The sequence below is a fragment of the Chachezhania sediminis genome (assembly GCF_009765275.1).
Taxonomy (GTDB): Bacteria; Pseudomonadota; Alphaproteobacteria; order Rhodobacterales; family Rhodobacteraceae; genus Chachezhania; species Chachezhania sediminis.
The window spans coordinates 203,663-222,141 of record NZ_VOPH01000001.1 but is presented as its reverse complement, the minus strand read 5'-3'; the positions used below and the strand labels follow the sequence as shown (position 1 = coordinate 222,141).

General features: G+C 65.0%; 18 protein-coding genes and 1 pseudogene. 12 read left to right on the top strand and 7 right to left on the bottom strand.

From position 1 onward, the window contains the following. The first annotated feature begins 138 nt into the window (after window positions 1–138). From FQK05_RS01040 to FQK05_RS26335, 4 genes are all read left to right on the top strand, one after another. On the top strand, window positions 139–1,071 hold the full coding sequence (locus FQK05_RS01040) for a tripartite tricarboxylate transporter substrate binding protein (protein ID WP_158963725.1): 933 nt from the start codon (window positions 139–141) through the stop codon (window positions 1,069–1,071). Window position 1,072: 1 nt separating this feature from the next. Then, window positions 1,073–1,534 carry a tripartite tricarboxylate transporter TctB family protein gene (locus FQK05_RS01035; RefSeq protein ID WP_233270312.1) on the top strand — a complete coding sequence of 154 codons (462 nt, stop codon included), beginning with the start codon at window positions 1,073–1,075 and terminating at the stop codon, window positions 1,532–1,534. Between the two features lie 9 nt (window positions 1,535–1,543). Next, a complete protein-coding gene (locus FQK05_RS01030) occupies window positions 1,544–3,025 on the top strand; it encodes a tripartite tricarboxylate transporter permease (protein WP_158963722.1) in 1,482 nt (493 codons plus the stop codon). 382 nt (window positions 3,026–3,407) lie between these two features. Next, window positions 3,408–4,487 (top strand): calcium-binding protein, encoded by a 1,080-nt coding sequence (locus FQK05_RS26335; RefSeq protein WP_158963720.1) that lies wholly within the window; start codon window positions 3,408–3,410, stop codon window positions 4,485–4,487. Between the two features lie 241 nt (window positions 4,488–4,728). Here the strand turns inward: FQK05_RS26335 and FQK05_RS01020 are convergent. Continuing rightward, a pseudogene (locus FQK05_RS01020) lies at window positions 4,729–5,170 on the bottom strand (transposase); the annotation flags it as partial. A 214-nt stretch (window positions 5,171–5,384) separates the two neighbouring features. Continuing rightward, window positions 5,385–5,912: a DUF1003 domain-containing protein gene (locus FQK05_RS01015; RefSeq protein ID WP_158963718.1), complete on the bottom strand. Its 528-nt coding sequence runs from the start codon at window positions 5,910–5,912 to the stop codon at window positions 5,385–5,387. Window positions 5,913–6,576: 664 nt separating this feature from the next. Between FQK05_RS01015 and FQK05_RS01010 the strand changes: the two genes are divergently transcribed. The 3 genes from FQK05_RS01010 (at window position 6,577) to FQK05_RS01000 (ending at window position 10,672) form a co-directional block, all read left to right on the top strand. After that, a complete protein-coding gene (locus tag FQK05_RS01010; protein ID WP_233270311.1) occupies window positions 6,577–7,596 on the top strand; it encodes an AraC family transcriptional regulator in 1,020 nt (339 codons plus the stop codon). A gap of 96 nt (window positions 7,597–7,692) precedes the next feature. Beyond that, window positions 7,693–8,892: a serine hydrolase domain-containing protein gene (locus FQK05_RS01005; protein WP_158963714.1), complete on the top strand. Its 1,200-nt coding sequence runs from the start codon at window positions 7,693–7,695 to the stop codon at window positions 8,890–8,892. Between the two features lie 115 nt (window positions 8,893–9,007). Next, window positions 9,008–10,672, top strand: coding sequence for an acyl-CoA synthetase (locus FQK05_RS01000; RefSeq protein ID WP_158963712.1), 1,665 nt, complete (start codon window positions 9,008–9,010; stop codon window positions 10,670–10,672). A 449-nt stretch (window positions 10,673–11,121) separates the two neighbouring features. Here the strand turns inward: FQK05_RS01000 and FQK05_RS00995 are convergent, their stop codons facing one another. The 3 genes from FQK05_RS00995 to FQK05_RS00985 form a co-directional block, all read right to left on the bottom strand. Continuing rightward, window positions 11,122–12,327 carry an MFS transporter gene (locus FQK05_RS00995; protein ID WP_158963710.1) on the bottom strand — a complete coding sequence of 402 codons (1,206 nt, stop codon included), beginning with the start codon at window positions 12,325–12,327 and terminating at the stop codon, window positions 11,122–11,124. A gap of 99 nt (window positions 12,328–12,426) precedes the next feature. Then, complete coding sequence (locus tag FQK05_RS00990) at window positions 12,427–13,044, bottom strand: TetR/AcrR family transcriptional regulator (RefSeq protein WP_158963708.1); 618 nt, start codon at window positions 13,042–13,044, stop codon at window positions 12,427–12,429. Window positions 13,045–13,184: 140 nt separating this feature from the next. Continuing rightward, entirely contained in the window at window positions 13,185–13,634 is a 450-nt protein-coding gene (locus FQK05_RS00985; RefSeq protein WP_158963706.1) for a carboxymuconolactone decarboxylase family protein, read from the bottom strand. A gap of 102 nt (window positions 13,635–13,736) precedes the next feature. Here FQK05_RS00985 and FQK05_RS00980 point away from each other — a divergent pair, with 102 nt between their 5' ends. Next, a complete protein-coding gene (locus tag FQK05_RS00980; protein ID WP_233270310.1) occupies window positions 13,737–14,222 on the top strand; it encodes an Rrf2 family transcriptional regulator in 486 nt (161 codons plus the stop codon). 37 nt (window positions 14,223–14,259) lie between these two features. Here FQK05_RS00980 and FQK05_RS00975 read toward each other — a convergent pair whose 3' ends face one another. Next, complete coding sequence (locus tag FQK05_RS00975) at window positions 14,260–14,808, bottom strand: GNAT family N-acetyltransferase (RefSeq protein ID WP_158963702.1); 549 nt, start codon at window positions 14,806–14,808, stop codon at window positions 14,260–14,262. Between the two features lie 287 nt (window positions 14,809–15,095). Between FQK05_RS00975 and FQK05_RS00970 the strand changes: the two genes are divergently transcribed. From FQK05_RS00970 to FQK05_RS00955, 4 genes are all read left to right on the top strand, one after another. Continuing rightward, window positions 15,096–15,419 carry a hypothetical protein gene (locus FQK05_RS00970; protein WP_158963700.1) on the top strand — a complete coding sequence of 108 codons (324 nt, stop codon included), beginning with the start codon at window positions 15,096–15,098 and terminating at the stop codon, window positions 15,417–15,419. 45 nt (window positions 15,420–15,464) lie between these two features. Further along, window positions 15,465–15,752 (top strand): HdeA/HdeB family chaperone, encoded by a 288-nt coding sequence (locus FQK05_RS00965; RefSeq protein ID WP_158963698.1) that lies wholly within the window; start codon window positions 15,465–15,467, stop codon window positions 15,750–15,752. 135 nt (window positions 15,753–15,887) lie between these two features. Next, on the top strand, window positions 15,888–16,889 hold the full coding sequence (locus FQK05_RS00960; protein WP_158963696.1) for a hypothetical protein: 1,002 nt from the start codon (window positions 15,888–15,890) through the stop codon (window positions 16,887–16,889). 37 nt (window positions 16,890–16,926) lie between these two features. Next, window positions 16,927–17,280, top strand: a complete 354-nt coding sequence (locus FQK05_RS00955) for a hypothetical protein (protein WP_158963694.1) — start codon at window positions 16,927–16,929, stop codon at window positions 17,278–17,280. Between the two features lie 336 nt (window positions 17,281–17,616). Here the strand turns inward: FQK05_RS00955 and FQK05_RS00950 are convergent, their stop codons facing one another. Continuing rightward, window positions 17,617–17,982 carry a nuclear transport factor 2 family protein gene (locus FQK05_RS00950; protein ID WP_158963692.1) on the bottom strand — a complete coding sequence of 122 codons (366 nt, stop codon included), beginning with the start codon at window positions 17,980–17,982 and terminating at the stop codon, window positions 17,617–17,619. Between the last annotated feature and the right edge of the window lie 497 nt (window positions 17,983–18,479).

Below are 18,479 nucleotides of genomic sequence, written 5' to 3'. Positions count from 1 at the left end.
GGCGTACAGACGACCCCCGGTGCCGGCGTGGATTGCGGCGGGGCAGATCTTGGGACGGCCCGCCGATCCCGACCTTCCCGCGGCGCGGCCGGCGCCCGGCCGGGTGCAGATGAACAGAGTGAAACAGGGAGAACTGACATGAAACGACTGCTTGCCGGGCTTGCCGCCCTGGCGCTGACCGCAGCCCCTGCCCTGGCCGATTGGTCACCCAAGGGCCCGATCAACCTCTACATCGGATTCGGCGCCGGGGGAGAGACGGACACGCTGGGCCGCCTGGTGGCCGAGGAAATGAAGCAGAGCACCGGCTGGAACATCGTCGTCGACAACAAGCCGGGCGGCGGCGGTATGGCCATGTTCACGCAACTGAACAAGATGCCGCCCACGGGCCAGTTCCTGGGCATGGGCGTCACGATGCCGGTGCTGGTCAACCTGACCATCCGCCCGGACGAGGTGCCGTTCACGCTGGACAGCTTCACCTATATCGGCACCGTGGCGCTGGCCGAACTGGCCATCGTGGCCCCGGCCGACGCCCCCTTCGACGACCTGGCAGGGCTGATCGAGTTTTCCAAGGCCAACGGCGGGGCCACCATCGGCTTTGACGCGCCGCCACAAAAATTGCTGGTCGACGTGGTCAATGCACAGTCCGGCGCCGACATGCGGCTGGTGTCCATGGAAAGCTCGGCCGAGGCGGTGCAGAACCTGCTGGGCGGTCACGTGACCGCGGCCTTCAACGCCGGGTCGCACATTCCCTATCTGGAGACGGGCGAGTTGAAGATGATCGCCGGTGCCAACGAAACCCGGCCCAGCTATTCCCCCGACACGCCAACGGTCGAAGAGGCGGGTTTCGGCGTCTATGTCGATCCGTGGTACTATATCGCCGCGCCCAAGGGTCTGCCGGAAGAGGCGCAGACCGCGATCGGCGACGCGCTGAAGGCAGCGCTTGACAGCGACACGGTGAAGACCGCGATCGAAAACACGATGCACACCGAACCGGTCTTCAAGGGCCCGGCCGAAACTAGGGCAATGATGGAAGCGGGCCTTGCGAATGTCAAAACGCTCTTCGGCAAGTGAGATGGACGGCGGCCGCGATCCGGCCGCCGCTTCGCTGTCGCCCGCAGCCGGCCGTCTGGTCGGGCTGGCGGTGCTGTGCCTTGCAGGTCTTCTCTGGTTCGGGTTGATCCCCGCGCAGATCGAATTCTACGACCAGGGCTTCATGCGGCCCCAGACGCTGCCCCTCATCTGTGCCGGCGGCATCGGCATCTGCGGCGCGCTGCTGGTCCTGTTCCCCGGCGGCCAAATGGGCCGGTCCGACCCCCGAGAGGTGCTGCGCGGCGCCGGTGTCCTAGCGCTGTGCAGTCTGGCCGTCTGGGCCATGGGCTACTGGGGGTTCCTGATCGTGGCCCCCGTGCTGGCGCTGATCCTGGCGCTTGGCCTTGGCGAACGCCGCCTGTTCTGGCTGGCCATCGCCACCCTGGCCCTGCCGCTGGCGATCTGGCTGGTGGTCGAACCTCTTCTGGGCCGCGCCCTTCCCTGAGACCGATCCATGCCCCCGATAGAAACCATCCTAGCCGGCTTTGCCGATGCCTTCACTGTTCTGAACCTGGCCTTCGTCATCATGGGCGTGGCCATCGGCCAGTTCGTGGGCGCGATCCCGGGCATCGGCCCCGTGATGGCTATGGCCATCGCCATTCCCTTCACCTTCTCGCTCAGCCCGCTGGTCGCAATCTCCTTCCTTGTCGGCATCAACAAGGGCGGCCTCTTCGGTGGGGCGATCCCGGCGGTGCTGATCAACACGCCCGGCACGCCCGACGCGGCTGCCACCGCCTTTGACGGTTATCCGCTGGCCGCCAGCGGCAAGCCGCGCAAGGCCGCGAAGATGGCGCTTTATGCCTCGGTCACGGGGGACACGTTTTCCGACCTCGTTCTGATCGTGGCCTCGGCCCCTATCGCGGTGCTGGCCCTGAAGCTTGGCCCGGTCGAGATCTGCGCCGTCATGATCCTGGCCTTCGCCGTCATCGCCGGGCTGGTGGGGGATTCCCTGCTGAAGGGGCTTGTGGCCGCCTTCCTGGGCCTGCTGATGTCGACGATCCGGCTGGATCCCGAGCAGTTTTCGCCCCGGTTCGACTTTGGGTATTTCCAGCTTTACGACGGGCTGGACCTGGTGGCCGTGGCCGTGGGCATGCTGGCCGTGGCGGAAATCGTGCGCCGCATCGCGACCGCGGGCGGCCCGCCGATGCCGGCCGCGACGCCGCAGATCGACACGCGCGCGGCCAAGACCGTCAGCTGGGCCGAATACTGGTCCTGCCGCGGCGCCATGGCGCGCGGCGCGCTGATCGGGACAGCCCTTGGCGCGTTGCCTGGCATCGGGTCGACCGCCGCGGCCTTCATGAGCTATGCCGCAACCAAGCGCACCGATCCGGGCGGGGTGCCCTATGGGCAGGGCAACCTGAAGGGCATCGCCGCGACTGAAAGCGCGAATTCCGCCGTGATGGGGGCGAACCTGATCCCGCTGCTGGGGATCGGCATTCCGGGGTCGGTGTCCGCGGCGCTGCTGATTTCGGCCTTCGTGATTCACGGGATCCAGCCGGGGCCCCTGCTGTTCCGCACCCAGGGAGAGCTGATCTATGGCCTGTTCGGTGCGATGCTGATGGCCAACCTCTGCAACCTTCTGGTGGGGCACCTGTCCTTGCGGGCCTGGACGACGGCGGTGAAGGCGCCGGCCTCGCTGATCTTTCCGGGCGCGCTGATCTTCTGCATCGCGGGCGTCTACCTGTCTTCCGGCGGGCTTTTCGGCGTCGCGGTCATGTTCATTTCGGCCGCGGTATCGCTGGTCCTGACCGGGGCAGGGATCCCCGTCGTGGTCCTGCTGATCGCCTTCTTCCTGGGCCGCCGGTTCGAGACGGCCTTGTCCCAGTCGCTGTCGATCCTGAACGGCGATCCGAAGAATCTGGTGCAGCATCCCGTGGCGCTGATCCTGCTGGCGCTGTCGGTGGTGCTGGCCGTGTGGATGGCGCGGCGGCGATAGGCCCAGGCCCGGGCCGGTTGGGCTGCGGTGCGTGGACACCGCGCACCCTGCGACGGTGGTGCCTGGGCCGTGGGCATCTCGTCGATGCGCGGGCCCTTCTTCCGGAAAGGTGGAAGGTCGGGCGCAACATTCTTGCGTGACAGGCGGGACTTCCGCCTCCGAAATTCTTGACAGTTTCAATCGGATTTTCTAGCAAGCACGCAGCTAGGCGGTTGCCCCGCGCCGACATGCGGTCGGAAGGGGCGCCAACGCGACGGATCCTTGGCCGTTCCACGACCCCAGCCGACATTTCAATTCCAGCACAGGCGCCCGGCGGAACCGCTGTCGGCGGCTGTCCTTGGCAAATGCCGACCCGGGCGGGCAAGGCACGACAGGAGACGTCATGACCACCACGATCACCACAGGCAACAACAGCAGCACCAACTTCGTCGCCTATCTTCAAAGCTTCAACGACGCATTCGATCCGTCGGGCCGCGGCATGTTCTCGAATGGGATCATGGGCGATTACGGATCCTCCGAAACCGCAATCACCGAGACGCCGGACCTGGAATCGCTGGGCTTCGTGATGCGCGACAATATCGTCTACGACATGACCAGCCACACGCTGAACGGTCAGGTCACCTCTGTCGACTTCGGCTCGGGCCTGACGGCGACCGAGGACGGCACCAACCTTTCGCTGGCCAACCTGGACTACAAGGTCGAACTGTCGCCGGAACTGGACGGCGACGCGGCGGTCGAACTGATCTATGGCTTGCTGGACATGGGCAAAGCTACGGATGCCGAAATCGACGCCATGATCGACCTGCTGATCCCGGGCGATGTGGCCTTCTATGGCGCCGGCGGCGACGACACGTTCACCGGCACCTCCTATTCCGATGTGCTGGTGGGCAAGGGCGGCGGCGACACGTTGCATGGTGGCGACGGCGGCGACGCGCTGAAGGGCGGTGCCGGCCACGACATGCTTTATGGCGAAAACGGCAAGGACACCATCTATGGCGGGAACGGCCACGACACGCTGTACGGCGGGAACGGCAAGGACACCATTTACGGTGGCAAGGGCCACGACACGATCTACGGCGGGAATGGCAAGGACACCATTTTTGGCGGCAAGGGTCCCGACACGATCTTCGGCGGCAACGGCAACGACACCATCGATGGCGGCGGCAGCAAGGACACGATCGATGCCGGCGCCGGCAGGAACAAGGTGACGGGCGGCAAGGGCGCCGATACCTTCGTCTTCTCGGAAGACTTCAAGAAGACCACGATCACCGACTTCGGCGGGAAGGACAAACTGGACTTCTCTGATTTCGCGGGAGAGGCGACCAGCTTCGATGCGTTCATGGATGCCGCGACCGAGAAGAACGGCCGCGTGATCTATGACGTGGACGGCGACGGAGAAAACGTCATCGTCCTGCTGCATACCAGCCTGGACGACCTGTCGGCGAACGATTTCATCTTCTGATCGCAGGGTCGGCCCAAACAAGGGCCGTACCCCCCGAATGACTGGACCCGTGCCCGGCGCAACTGCCGGGGGCGGGTTCTTACAATTCGGCCTGGAGAGCTGTCCGGGCACGTTCACGCGATATGTCCTGGCGCGCAGCTATCGGCATCGCTTCGTCGTAGCAGTCCATCAGTGCACCCGTGAGGCGGTTCGGTTTGTCTGAACAGTTTCCGAGCGTCTTCTAAGTGGTTTTCCGCCTCGGTTACGCCGCTGCCAGATTGGGCAGTAGTGGGTTGAAGTAGGCTTGATCGGGCGTCCCTGCCGTCAAGCTATGAATGGGGGCGGCGCCCTTTGTAGAAGCCGATGTAACGCCCGATCCCAGCGCGGGCTTCGGATACACTGGCATAGGCTCGCAGGTAGACTTCCTCGTACTTGATGCTCCGGCACAGGCGCTCGACGAAGACGTTGTCGCGCCACGCTCCGTTCCCATCCATGCTGATCTTGATCTGGCGCGAAGCCAGAACCTTGACGAAGTCGGTAGATGTGAACTGACTGCCCTGATCGCTTTTGAAGATTTCGGGCTGACCGTGCCGGGCCAAGGCCTCGATGCAAAAGCCGGCGTCCAGCGTAATCGATACCCGCCAGGCCAAGATGCGGCGCGTGGCCCAGTCGACCACGGCAGCAAGGTAGATGAAGCCCCGCGCCGTGCCTTGCCCGGCAGGGCCTTGCGAAGCAAGGTCCCGAGAGGGGGATTGGCTGGCGGGTATGGGCGCCCAGGTCGACAAGGCAAGCTGCAGGTAACGACGTCAGGAACTGAGGAACGCCCGGTGTACGCGCAGGGCGAGGCAGCCGCGGGCGCGCGTGTCCGCAGGCGCTATCTGGTGACGGGCGGTTCGGGCTTTCGGGGCGGCAAGTACGTTACACCCTGCCGGAGATAACCTTTCCGTGCATCTCGCTCGTCATCTTTTCGATGCGCTCGCTGAGGTCACGGGTAAGTTGGGTCAATTCGGTATTCTGTTTCATCAGCTCGACAAGGTGGGCTGCCTGCTGCGCGGCAATGATCTGGCGCTGCTCTGTTGCGGCAGCCAAATCCTCGCGGTGCTGTGCATCGGCAGCTGCGTCCAGCTTGTCCCGATCCGCCTGGCGTGTCTGGGCCAGAAGGATGAGCGGAGCAGCATAGGCGGCCTGCAGGCTGAACATGAGGTTCAAAAGGATGAAGGGATAAGGATCGAACTTGGTCCATCCCCCAATGTTGATGAGTATCCATGCGCCGACGATGGCAGTTTGCGCAATGAGGAAGACAGGAGTTCCGAAGAAGCGCGCAAAAGTTTCGGCGCGTTTTCCGAACCAACCATCGCCGAAGACTGAAGAGGCGTGGTGCGTCGGCCAATTGAAATGCCGACCAGCTCTCACGTGATAAGGGTGTTCGCCAGTTTCATCCGTCATGCATGAGCCCTCCGTCTTCTGGGATCTGGTGTGGTCGGGTCGCGAAGCCGATCAGATCGGCGTCCGCGCCTCTCTTCTGCGAGCCGCAAATATCATCGGCCGCGTCGCTATTTTGTTGGACGACGGCTTCTTCTTCAATGCCCAGATGATCGGTCCGCGGTTTCGATACCGCCCGGGTCCTTCTCCACGGTTCCCTGAGCGGCGGCGAAGCCATCTGCCTGAACCGAGATCGTGACATGCTTGCCCGCAAGGCTGGTCAGATAATGGGAATTGCGATTTGCCCGCAAATGGCCCGGTGCGGTGCCCACGTCCACATGGCTGGAGCTCCCTGCCTTGAACTTCGAAGTCCGTGTCGCCTGCTCCTCGTCGATCGCTCACCCCGGCCACGCGATGGGCCACAGGCCCTTGCGGAGCGGTGCTTTCCTGCGCCCGGGGGCCGATGTCATCGGAATTCGGATCGCCGGGTTGCCTGACGTCTTCCAACTCTTGGTGGGAAACGCATAAATGGCTGCCGCATCGGATTGTCATCAGGCCGATGCACATGACAGAACGACAGAAGAGCGGCTTTCCCGGGTCTGCCCGCTCGGGGAAAACGGGTCGCTTCACACCGGACCGGATGGTGCTAAGATCCCCGTCGGAAGCCAGGGGGAGGAGCGGGGTCTTGTTGGAACATGCGCTTGTTCTCGATGCGCTTGGGGCACCGATCCGGCACGGCCGCAAGACATGGTCGGCCGACTGGGACGAGGTCGAGGAATTCTGCCGGTCGAACTACATGCCGTTCCGTGTGCGTCCGCTGGACAGGCTGGCGTGCCCGGATGCCACGATGATCCCGGCCCCGGCCGGGGGAATTACCATGACCCGGTTTTCCTATGGCACCGGCATTCATCTGGACCGGTTCGATCCGGATGCGGGAAAGATCCTTGTCCTGACCACGTTGCGGGGCGCTCTGGATCATTCGGCCGATGGTGGGTCCGTTGGGACTGGCGCGGGTGAGAGTTACGTCGTGGACTGTTCGCGGGCCGACTACTGGCTCACGGGGGATCCCGACCACTTGCAGCTGAACCTGACGATTTCGCACCAGCTGGTGGCCGATACGGCGGAACGGTGGTTCGGGTTCGTGCCGGACGACCGGTTGTGGACAAGCCGGGTGAAAATCGGTGGACCCAACTCGGCCTGGCTTGCGCTTTTGGATTATGCGACGCGTGCCCTGACCCGGGACGGGACCATCGCAGCGGACGACCTTCTGTCGCGACATATCGAGGAGCTGCTTTGCGTCGAACTGCTGCGCCAATGGGCGGCAGCCGCGGGTTTCAGCCTTGAAACCGGTGCACGCAGCGCGGCGCCCGGCTATGTGCGTGCGGCCGAAGAGATCATGGAGGCCGAGGCGAGAGAGGCGCCGACCATAGGCGACATCGCGCAGAGGGTCGGCGTATCGGCCCGCACCCTGTCCGGCGGATTCCAGAAGTTCCGGGGAACCCCGCCACGCGCGTTCCTGATCGCGCGGCGGCTGGAAGGGTTTCGGACCGATCTTGAAACGCGGCCGAACGACCAGACCGTCACCGGGATCGCGGCGGACTGGGGGTTTTCCAACTTCGGGGCACTGGCCGGCCGATATCGAAAACGGTTCGGCGAAACGCCGTCGCAGACGCGGGCCCGCTGCACCGGGGCATTTGGCGGCGCTTAAATCCGCTTCCGATTTCGGACAGACTGTGCCGATTCCGGACAGCGCGGCGGCCGCGGCTATGTCATCTTCGTCTGGATGTCTTCAAGGGAGGAACCAATGAAAGACCTCGACACGAACGATCTGAAATCCCGGTGCGACAGCATCCTCAGGAACCTGTCCTCCGGTCCGTCCCGCGTGCCCGGGGTGGTCGCGATGGTGACCGACCGCGACCGCGACATCTATTCCGGCGCCGAAGGAGAGCGGCGCCTGGACGGCGAGCCGATGACCGAAGACACGGTCTTTGCCATCTTTTCGACCACCAAGGCCATCGCGGGCACCACGGCGCTGCAATGCGTCGAGGAGGGGCTGCTCGACCTCGATGCACCGGCGAAGGAATACGCGCCCGCCATCGGCGAACTTCAGGTGATCGACGGCTTCGATGACGAGGGCAAGCCCAAGCTGCGGGCCCCGAAGACCGATGTCACGACGCGCCAGCTGATGCTGCACACGGCGGGGTTCGGCTATGACTTCTTCAACGAGGTCTACAAGCGCCTGACCCACGAACATGGCCAGGCGCCGATCACCACCGCCAGCCACGCCTGCATCCGCACGCCGCTGCTGTTCGACCCGGGCACGCGCTGGGAATACGGCACCAATATCGACTGGGTCGGCCAGGTGGTCGAAGGCATCCGCGGCAAACGGCTGGGTGCGGTCATGAAGGAGCGGATCTTCGATCCCTTGGGCATGACGGATACTGCCTTCACCCGGACACCCGCCATGAAGGAACGCACCGCGACGATCCATGCGCGGGGCGCAGATGGCAGCCTGAACCCGGTGGACAGTTTCGAACTGCAGGACAACCCCGAAGTCGACATGGGCGGTCAGGGCCTTTACGGCACGGTTCCCGACTACATGAAGTTCATCCGCATGTGGCTGAACGACGGTGCCGGGCCGAACGGCCGGGTGCTGAAGGCGGAAACGGTGGACTGGGCGGCCAAGGGCGCGCTGGTGCCGCCGCAGAAGGTCACGATGCTGAAAAGCACCATCCCGACGTTGTCGAACGACGCCGAGTTCTTTCCCGGTCAGGGCAAGGACTGGTCCTACACATTCATGGTCAACACGGAAGATGCGCCGACGGGCCGGCCTGCGGGATCTCTCGGGTGGGCCGGGCTGGCCAACAGCTATTTCTGGATCGACCGGAAGAACGGTGTCGGCGGCTACTGGGCGACCCAGATCCTGCCCTTCGCGGACGGTATCTCGTTTTCCGGGTACATGGATTTCGAAAGCGCCGTCTACGCCGCCCTGGCGGGGGAGTGATGCCTGACGGCAAGTGACAGGCGGGCGGGGCGGTCGGCCGTCCCGCCTGAATAACAATGACCAGTGCGGCCCCCATCCGTGTCGCTGTCGGGCCAATCCTGGGAGGAGTGTAAGAATGACTGAACAAACAGACCTGCGTCCCGCCTATTCGGACGTCGCAGCGGGGTTCGTCCTTGCCGAGGAAGAACAGCGCCTTGCCGGCGATATCGCATCTTCGGTCAATGCCTGTGTCGAATGCTGCGACCGGCACTGCGGGTCCGACCGGATCGCCCTGCGTTGCATCGATGCGCAGGAAACCCTGACGACCTACACTTTCGAGGACCTGCGCGATATGTCCGCCCGGGTTGCCAATGTCCTGCGGGATGAGGGCGTCGGTCCGGGGGATGCGGTCGCCGGGCTTCTGCCGCGGACCGTCGATCTGGTCGCGCTGATCTTGGGGACTTGGCGGATCGGGGCGGTGTACCAGCCGCTGTTCACCGCCTTCGGCCCGAAAGCCATCGAACATCGCCTGAACATGTCGCAAGCCGCGCTGGTGGTCACCGATCCGGCCAATCGCGAAAAGCTGGATACCGTTGCGGGCTGCCCCCCTGTTGCCGTGGTCGCCGCCGACGGCCAGGCCATCGCGCCTGGCGACATCGATTTGCGGGCCAAGTGCCGTCAGGCGGCCGACACGTTCGAACCGGTGATGCGCAAGGGGGATGACCTGTTCCTGATGATGTCGACCTCCGGCACGACCGGCCTGCCCAAGGGGGTGCCGGTGCCGCTGAGGGCGCTTCTGTCCTTCTCAAGCTACATGCGCCACGCCATCGATCTGCGGCCCGATGACGTGTTCTGGAACATCGCGGACCCGGGCTGGGCCTATGGCCTTTACTATGCGGTGACCGGGCCCCTGTTGCTGGGCGCGGCCACGACCTTTTTCGAAGGCGGCTTCGGCGTCGAAAGCACCTGCCGCATCATCAACGAACTGGGGGTGACCAGCCTTGCCGGTTCCCCGACGGCTTTCCGGCTGCTGATCGCTGCAGGCCCCGAGGCGACATCGTCGATCAAGGGCAGGCTGCGAGTCGTGTCCTCGGCCGGCGAGCCGCTGAACCCCGAGGTCATCCGGTGGTTTGCCGAGCATCTGGACGTCGCGATCCACGACCACTATGGCCAGACCGAACTGGGCATGTGCGTGAACAACCACCACGGTCTGGAACATCCCGTGCGTCCCGGATCCGCCGGGCTGGCGATGCCGGGATACCGGGTCGCGGTTCTGGATGCCCAGGACAACGAACTGGGTGTCCACGAGGCCGGCGTCCTGGCGGTGGACATGGCGAATTCTCCGCTTCTTTGGTTCAACGGGTATCACCAGACCGAAACCAAGGCGATTGCGGGCGGCTACTATCGCACCGGCGACATGGTCGAGATGGAACCCGACGGGTCTATCAGCTTTGTCGGCCGCGACGACGACGTGATCACCTCTTCCGGCTACCGGATCGGGCCCTTCGACGTGGAATCCGCGTTGCTTGAACACGCCGCGGTGACGGAAGCCGCCGTCATCGGCGTGCCGGACCCGGAGCGCACCGAGATCGTCAAGGCCTTCGTGGTTCTTGGCAAGGGCCATGACGGGACGCCCGAGCTGAGGGAAGAACTGACGCAATACGTCAAGAAGCGGCTTTCGGCCCATGCCTATCCGCGCGTCATCGACTTTGTCGACGATTTGCCTAAGACGCCAAGCGGGAAGATCCAGCGCTTTTTGTTGCGCAAGGCTGAAGTCGAGAGGCAAAAGGGCGGCCGTTGAGGCACCTGATGGTCAGGCGGTCCTGATCGCCTGCGCCTGCGACCAAGTCGGTCTTGGCGCCGCAGCGGCGGTCAGACGATGGCCGCCGGGCTGCGGCACTCGGCGGGTTTCGTGAGAACCTATGGGACGTCCGGCGCCTATTGCGCGGCGGCCAAATTGCGCGGCAAGCGTCGGCTCCGGTCGGCTCCGGTCGGCTCGGCGGGTCGGTCAACCGCGCCCGGATAACGTCGGGCGAACAGATCTTCGGCCGCATGCCGCGCTCCAGCACTTGTGCTGCAGAGCGGCGGATACAGTGTGTAAGTCCCCAAAGACCTGGGCGCGCCGGGGCCATTTTCCTGGCGCGGTCGGCCGCGGCCGTTTGAAGCGCGGGATGACGGACCCGGCGAGACGCCCCTGCCGAACGGAGGACTCCCCCTTACCACGGGACGCAGTGGGGCAGGGCCTTTGGATCATGATTCTGCCGGGCGCTGCGTCCCGCTCCAGAACTGCAGGGCTGCGGCCGCCGTGCCCACCGCGATCAGCGCCAGCCAGCCGATGGAATAGGTGCCGCTGATCTGAAAGCTCAGCCCGCCAAGCCAGGCGCCCAGGAAGGCGCCGACCTGGTGGCTCAGGAACATCACGCCGAAAAGCGTGCCGAAATTCGCAGGCCCGAACTGGCTGTTGATCATCCCGCTGACCGGCGGCACCACGCTGAGCCACAGAAAGCCCATCGCGGCGGCGAACACCAGCGTCGTCTCGACCGTGACGGGCAGGGAGAAGAACAGCGCGATGGACAGGGTCCGCAGCAGGTAGATCAGCGCCAGCACAATCTCGTTTCCCCAACGCTGGCAGAGATATCCCGCAATCAGCGTGCCGACTGCGTTGCAGATGCCAATCAGCGCAAGCGCATTGGCGCCGACCGACGGGGGAAGGCCGCAGATGGCAATGAAATTCGGCAGATGCGTGGCGATGAAGATCAGCTGGAAGCCACAGGCAAAGAAGGCCAGCGTCGCGATCACGAAGCGGCGGTCCGACAGGGCAAAGGCAATTGCCCGCCGGGCGTCGGGGCGCGGCGTCCCGCCTTCGCCCTGCGGCGCCGCGCGGCGAAACAAAAGTGCGACCGCTGTCATCGAGGCCGCCAGCAGTGCAAGGCCCGCAAGCGCGCCCTGCCAGGTCCAGCGTTCGATCATCGCCTGCGCGGCGGGCGCGACGACGAAGGTTCCCAGCGAGCCGACAGCGGCGAGGATCGAGACGGCAGTGGCCCGGACAGCCGGTGAGGCCAGCCGCGAGACGATGCCGACCAGCACGCCGTGCGATGTCGCCGCGACGGCAAGCCCGATCAGCAGGCCGCCGCCAAGATAGAGGCCAATGGCCCCGCCCGCGGCCATCAATCCCAGCCCGGCACAATAGAACAGGGCTGCCGCGATCACCACAAGGCGGCCGCCGAACCGGTCGCAGATCGCCCCCATGAAGGGCTGTCCGATGCCCCAGGCGAGATTCTGGAGGGCCATGGCAAAGCCGAAGGTTGCGACGGTCACGACGCTGCCGCGGGCCATGGGGTCCATGAAGAGACCCAGGCTCTGGCGCAGCCCCATGGAGAGCGACAGAATCGTACCTGCCGCGACGAGTGAGATCAGAAGCGCAGGGGTCCAGTCCCCGCGGGAAGATGTCGGCATCGTGCATTCCAGCTTGTTGGATTGCCGATCCTAGGCATCTGCGGAAAATTGGACATTCACTCCTGGGTATACCTGCTGTCGGCGGCCCAGGGTCTGATCCTAGGCTGCCCGTTCCGGGGACGCGGCGGCGCTGCCCGGCTGGGGGGGCGCGAGGGCCCTGTCCGCGGCCACGAGTGTCACGGCCGCGTCCCCGGCCGACAGTGCATAGGACGTGTCGCCGTGGATCAGCATCTGGGCGATCGCCCCCTCGATCAGCAGCGAGATATGCCGGGCAAGGTGCGCCGGATCGGTCGCACCGCCGTCACGTAGTTCCTGCTCCAGCCATTCGGCAAAGCGTTTCTTGTGGCGCGCGGCCATCCGGACCGCGGGGTGTCCCGGCTGCCCGGCCAGTTCGACCGCCGCGCGGGTGAAGCCGCAACCGCGCCATCTGGGCTGGGCGGCGTGATCCGCAAGCGCGGCAAAGAGGCCCGCCATCCGCTCCTCCATCGGCCGGGACGGATCGCCCAGCCAGCCGCGATACCGTTCCACCGTCGCGGTGTCGCGCGCGTCCAGATAGGCCGCGATCAGGGCATCCTTGCTCTGGAAATGATTGTAGAGGGTGCGTTTCGTCACCCCGGCCCTTTCGGCGATCGCATCGACACCGACGCTGCGAAGCCCGTGTTCGTAGAATAGTGCCTCTGCCGCCGCGACGATCCGGGTGGATGTAGTCTTCGTCATCTCGCGCCGCCTTTCTTTCGATCTGCCGCGCCTGTGCCTGACTGGCCAGGTGGTCCCGGGCGAAGTTACCGGAGCGATAATGAGGCGAGGCAGGGTGTTTCCAACCGCCGTTTGCCGGTCTTGTGGCGTCGGCCCGAGATCTAGCGCCCCTGGACCGGATGCTGCATCCGGGAACTGACGGCGATGCGGTTCCAGATATTGATCGTTCCGATGGCGATGGCCAGTCGGGCGATTTCGCCTTCGGTGAACTGTGAACGGACCGCGTCGTAGGCCGCATCGGGAATGCCCGTGTCGGCCACCCGCGTCACGCTTTCCGTCCATTCCAGCACCGCCCGGTCGCGCGCATCGAAGAACGGCGACTCGCGCCAGACGGCGACAAGGTGAAGGACCTGTGCGTCGATGCCGTCGGCCAGCGCCTCCTTCACGTGCAGATCGACGCAATAGCCGCAGCCGTTGATCTGCGAGGCGCGCAGCTTGACCAGATGCAAGAGACGGCTGTCGAGCCCTGCAGCCGTCACCGCGGCGTCCAGGGCGCGGACAGCTTGGTAAAGGTCGGGGGCGAGGCGGGCGATGTTCATCCGGGCTGACATGGTCGTCGTTCCTATAGGTGGCTTGCACAGAATCATGGATAATATATATCCATGATTGAGCGGGGCAAGGTCGATCGAGAAGGGGAGATACCGGTGCGCAGGATGAGCGACGGGGTAGAGGCCGCACTGCATTGTACGCTGGTTCTGGCGGGCCTGCCGGACGGACGTGTGCTGACAGGCCGCAGTCTTGCGGCGCTGCACGGCGTTTCGGAATCCTACCTGCTGAAACATCTGCGTGCCCTGGCCGCAGCGGGCGTCGTCGACGCGGTGCCTGGACCCCGCGGGGGCTACCGGCTGGCGCGTGCGCCAGCCCTGATCACCTTGCTCGACATCGTGGAAGCGATAGACGGGCCCGAACCCGCCTTCGTCTGCCGCGAGATCCGCCGGCGCGGGCCGGGCAAGGGGCAGGATCCCTGCGTCTACAAGACCGATTGCTTCATCAAGACGCGGATGCTGGCCGCCGAACAGGTCTGGCGCGATGCCCTGAAGGCCCAGACCGTCCAGGATCTTGTGGCCGACGGCGCGCGGCTGATCGACCCTGAGAACAAGGCCGCTGTGGCGCGCTTCCTGGCGGCGGAACAGCGCTGACGGCGGGATGCCCGTTCCTCGGCCTGGCAGGCGGGTATCAGGTGGCGTCGGGCATCCATTCCCGGCGCAGGATGGCATATTGCATGGTGTTTTCGTAGATCGGGTTGCCCGCGTCGTCCCTGGTGAAGGACACGAATTCGACAAAGACGCCTTCGCGCCGCATGCCCAGCTTTTCGCACAGCCGCCACGAGGGCGTGTTGTGATCCTCGACATAGGCATAGAGGCGGCGAAAGCCCCGGTCGCGAAAAAGATGGTCGAACAGGGCCCTGGCGGCTTCGAACGCGTATCCCTGTCCGCCGAAGCACGGGTTGAGGTGCCAGCCCACAGAGGCCGTTTCATCCTCTTCATGCGCGCCGGCGCCGCCGAACAGATCGCCGATGACCTGCCCGGTTTCTTTCAGGCAGATCGCGAGGGCACCGTCGTCCTGCGCGCGTTTTGCGACCTCTGCCTCTGCCGCTGCCAGATCCGCAAGCCGAAGCGAAAAGAAACACGATGCCGTCGGCGCGCGCAGATAGGCAAATAGACCCTCCGCATCGCCCTCGCGGAAGGGGCGGAGGATCAGGCGGTCCGTTTCGATGGGGTTCATGTCGCTCCTGTCCCGGCTGTGTTCCGTCTTACGCAGTTGCCATCGTCGCGCCCGATACGGCCGGACGGCACCCTGGCCACAGGGCCTGTGCGATACCGTGTGGAAGTTCCGAAGGGTAGGGGCCTTCCGCACCCTCCCGGTTGCCGACCGCTCATGCCACCGGGCGCGGGCGCATCTGGCACTTGACAGCGACCATGCCGACCTGCTGGAAGGAAAGACAGCTTCGGGTGCTGTGCCGCAGGGGTTTGCGGATCTGTCCCGGGGCCGTTGTACGGGAGTTAGCGAGTATGAAACATGTCATCCGACAGGTCGCCCTGGGCGGCCTTTTCCTTTGTGTGGCCGGCGTCGCCATGCCGTCCGTGGCCCGCGCCCAATATACCGCTGCCTATTGCCAGAATTATGCCCGGTCGGTGACCGTGGGCACCGGTGCGACGGCAACGGCCGCGCGCGGTGCGGCAAGGGGCGCCGTCCTGGGCGCCATTGTCGACACGCCCGGCAGTCGTCATCGCGGGGCCGGCATCGGCGCGACCATCGGGGCCGTGGGCGGCGCCGCCCGCCGCGGCACCGACTATACCACGGTTTACGATGCCTGCATGGCCGGCCGTCTGTGACCCTTTCCAACCCTGTAGATCCTTTTAACAAGTGGAACTGACATCATGAAAAATGCCCTGATCCTGGCCGCGGGCCTTGCCGTTGCAGCACCCGCCGCCTTTGCCGCCGACAGCATGGTCTTCGACATCGACTCGATCTCCTGCCGCGCACTTCTGCGGATGTCCCCGGAAGACCGCGACTTCACGCTGATTTACATGCACGGCTACAAGGCCGGTTCCGCCGGCACCCGCAAGGCCGACGTCGATGCCATCGCCAAACTGACCGATACCGTCCTGGACAGCTGCATCGGGCACCCCGACGACATGGTCGTGTCGGTCTTCGAAGCGAAGTAAGCCGACCCCGCACGCCCCGTTCTGCGGCCGGTTCCCCACACCGGCCGGTTGTATCGCGGCGCTGTCTTCGTCAAACTTGCCTGACCCCCGGTGGGTTCATACCCTGCCGGGGCGATTTCAGGTGGGGAGGCGCTGGTGCCGCGCATCACGATGACGGGGCTGGCGCTTGGCCTGATTGCCGTCCTTCCGCAGGGGGCCGGCGCGCAGGCGCCCGACCTCAGCGGCGGCGGTGCCTACGAAACGGTCGAGATCGCGGGCTTTCTGGTGCCGGTTCAGGATGTCGAAACGCTGCTGGCCAATGGCACCCTGCGGTTCGACCCCGACCGTCAGCGGTTTTCCTTCGGGCCGTCGGTCACGTCCGAACGGATACTGCGGCGCGCGCTGCGGGGGCAGAGCCTGTCCGACCCGCGGGCGGTGCGCGATCTTTACCGTGCCAACAAGGTGCCGCTGCCCAATGGCGTGGCCCATGTAATGACGATCCCGTCGGGCTACGGGCCCGCGATCTTTTCCAACCAGGACGGCGGCGTGACCGTGGGCCTGGGCGTGGGCGGCGTCAGCCGGGTGCCCTATACCGACGATCCCGATGGTGGCGTGGGGCTGGGCATAGGCTTTGGCAACGCGTTTGAAACCGTCGGCGTTTCGGTGGGAATTTCGCTGAACGACCTTTCTGATCCCGGCAATACAGACCGGATATCCGGCAGTATCGAGGTCAGCCGCTATCTGTGGGACGGCCTGTCCATAGCCATGGGGGGCGAAAACCTGTTCGTGCAGGAAACCGATGGCGATCAGAGCTATTACTTCGTCGGATCCTGGGCCTTCGACCGTGGCGCGATGCCCTTCAACGGTGTCGCAACGCTGGGTATCGGGACGGGCCGCTTTGCGGAGCAGACAGAACGGGACCGCGCTGAAGGCCGCAACGACGATGCAACGATGCTTTTCGGGGCCCTGGCCTGGGAAGTCAGCGACCGGTTCAATGTCATCGCCGACTGGAACGGTCGCAATCTGACCATGGGGGTCGCAACGGTATTCCCTGATACGCCAGTATCGTTTAGGTTGGGTGTGCGCGACTTGACGGATTACTCCGGCGACGGTCCTCGATTGACGGGTTCCATCGCGGTGACGCTGGCCAGATTCTGAGTGTGACGCTGTTTGCGGCATGAGAGGGATGACGAGAATGAACATCTTCGGTTTCAAGGTTCTGGCCGCAATCGCGGCCCTGGCCGCCGGTCCGGCAATGGCTTCGGATTATCTGCGCGACAGCGACGGTGACGTGTTGTCGAACCTGGGCAAGCCCTGGGTCTTGGACGCAAACATGCCCGTCGTCATGTACCGCATGGAAACCGTCGGCGGCTCGCCGGTGACGTTTTCCGCCCAGTCGGATAGCGTGAAAGTGGGCGCTGCGACCTATGCGGTCGAACGGACAGGCGGCGCAGTGTACCTGCGCGATTCCGTGACCGGATCCCGCATCGCGGCCACCCGTGTGGCGGGCGGCAAGGCGGTGAACCCCACCAGCTTTGGTCTGGACTGATCGTCGGTCGTTGACGAAGTCACGGGCGGGGGGGGCGGACTAACGTCCGCGCCGTCCGGGACTTGTGCCTGCCGCATCGGCCGGGAAGACGGCGATGTGGTCGAGGAGGGCGGCAGGCAGGGGCACTTTCATGGTGTCACCTCTGGTCGGGCTGCTTCTGGGTCGCGTGCCCGGTAGTCCCCGACGCGATCCGTCTGGACCAGACCGGCCCCCAACTGCGCGCGCGACGGGAAAAGCGTTGCGACGTACCAGGACATCCGACATCTTCGCGCCTGCCCATGGGCAGGGCGCAAACCTTGCGCGGTGCCTTTGGGCCGGCAAAGCCGGTCAGGACAGTTACACGGGCGCGACGTGGTAGGTCTTGGCGATGATCTTCCAGCCGTCCGAGGTCTTCAGCAGGCTCAGCGTGTCGGTGAAGGCATTGGGCGGGAAGGAACACAGCACCCGCGCCACCGCCGTCGTCCCGGCAATGTCGATCCAGGCCACCTTGTTCGTGGACGGATGTCCGTTGTCCCGTGCCGATGTCCGCCCCCGGACTGCGTTCAGCCAGTCCTCGCGCGACAGGACGCTCAGCGCGCCGTCCTTTACGGCGTACAGGTTGGCCTCCGGCAGGAAGGCCGAGGCGATACGGTCGACGTCTCCTTCATAGAGACCGTCAAGATAGTCCCACAGGACAGCTTCGACATCGGCAAAATCGGACATGGGATCGGCCCTCCCCGGGCAAAGGAAATGGTGCAGGGTCGGGGCAGTGCCTTCGCACGTTGCCGGTGACCGGCGAGACGGAATTGTCATGGACCTCATGGCCCAGACAGCCGGAACTGGCAATGGACACGGGGCGCAAGATTGCGGTTGCCGGCTTCGAGCCTGACCATATGGGTGCTGACCGGGCCATAACGGATGCCGCGACGACGGGGATGGCAGCCGGCATCCTGGGGTTCGTCCCGCAGGGCCTTCGGACGCGGCAGGTCCAGCGCATGGGGAACCTTGTCCGGCGTGATGCCGGCAGGGGCGCCCTTCAACCCTGTGCCGACCCCGCCGATCCTTCCGCCGCCCACTCTGTGAAAGAGGCGATGTCCCTGCGGGCATTGCCGCTCGCTGACCGCCCCACCGTCGCGGGCCCTTATGAACACCTAGCTTATTCTTCCAGGCGTTCTGCGTGGCAAACCAATCGCCCCTTTGTTGAAAACGTTGTCTTCGGG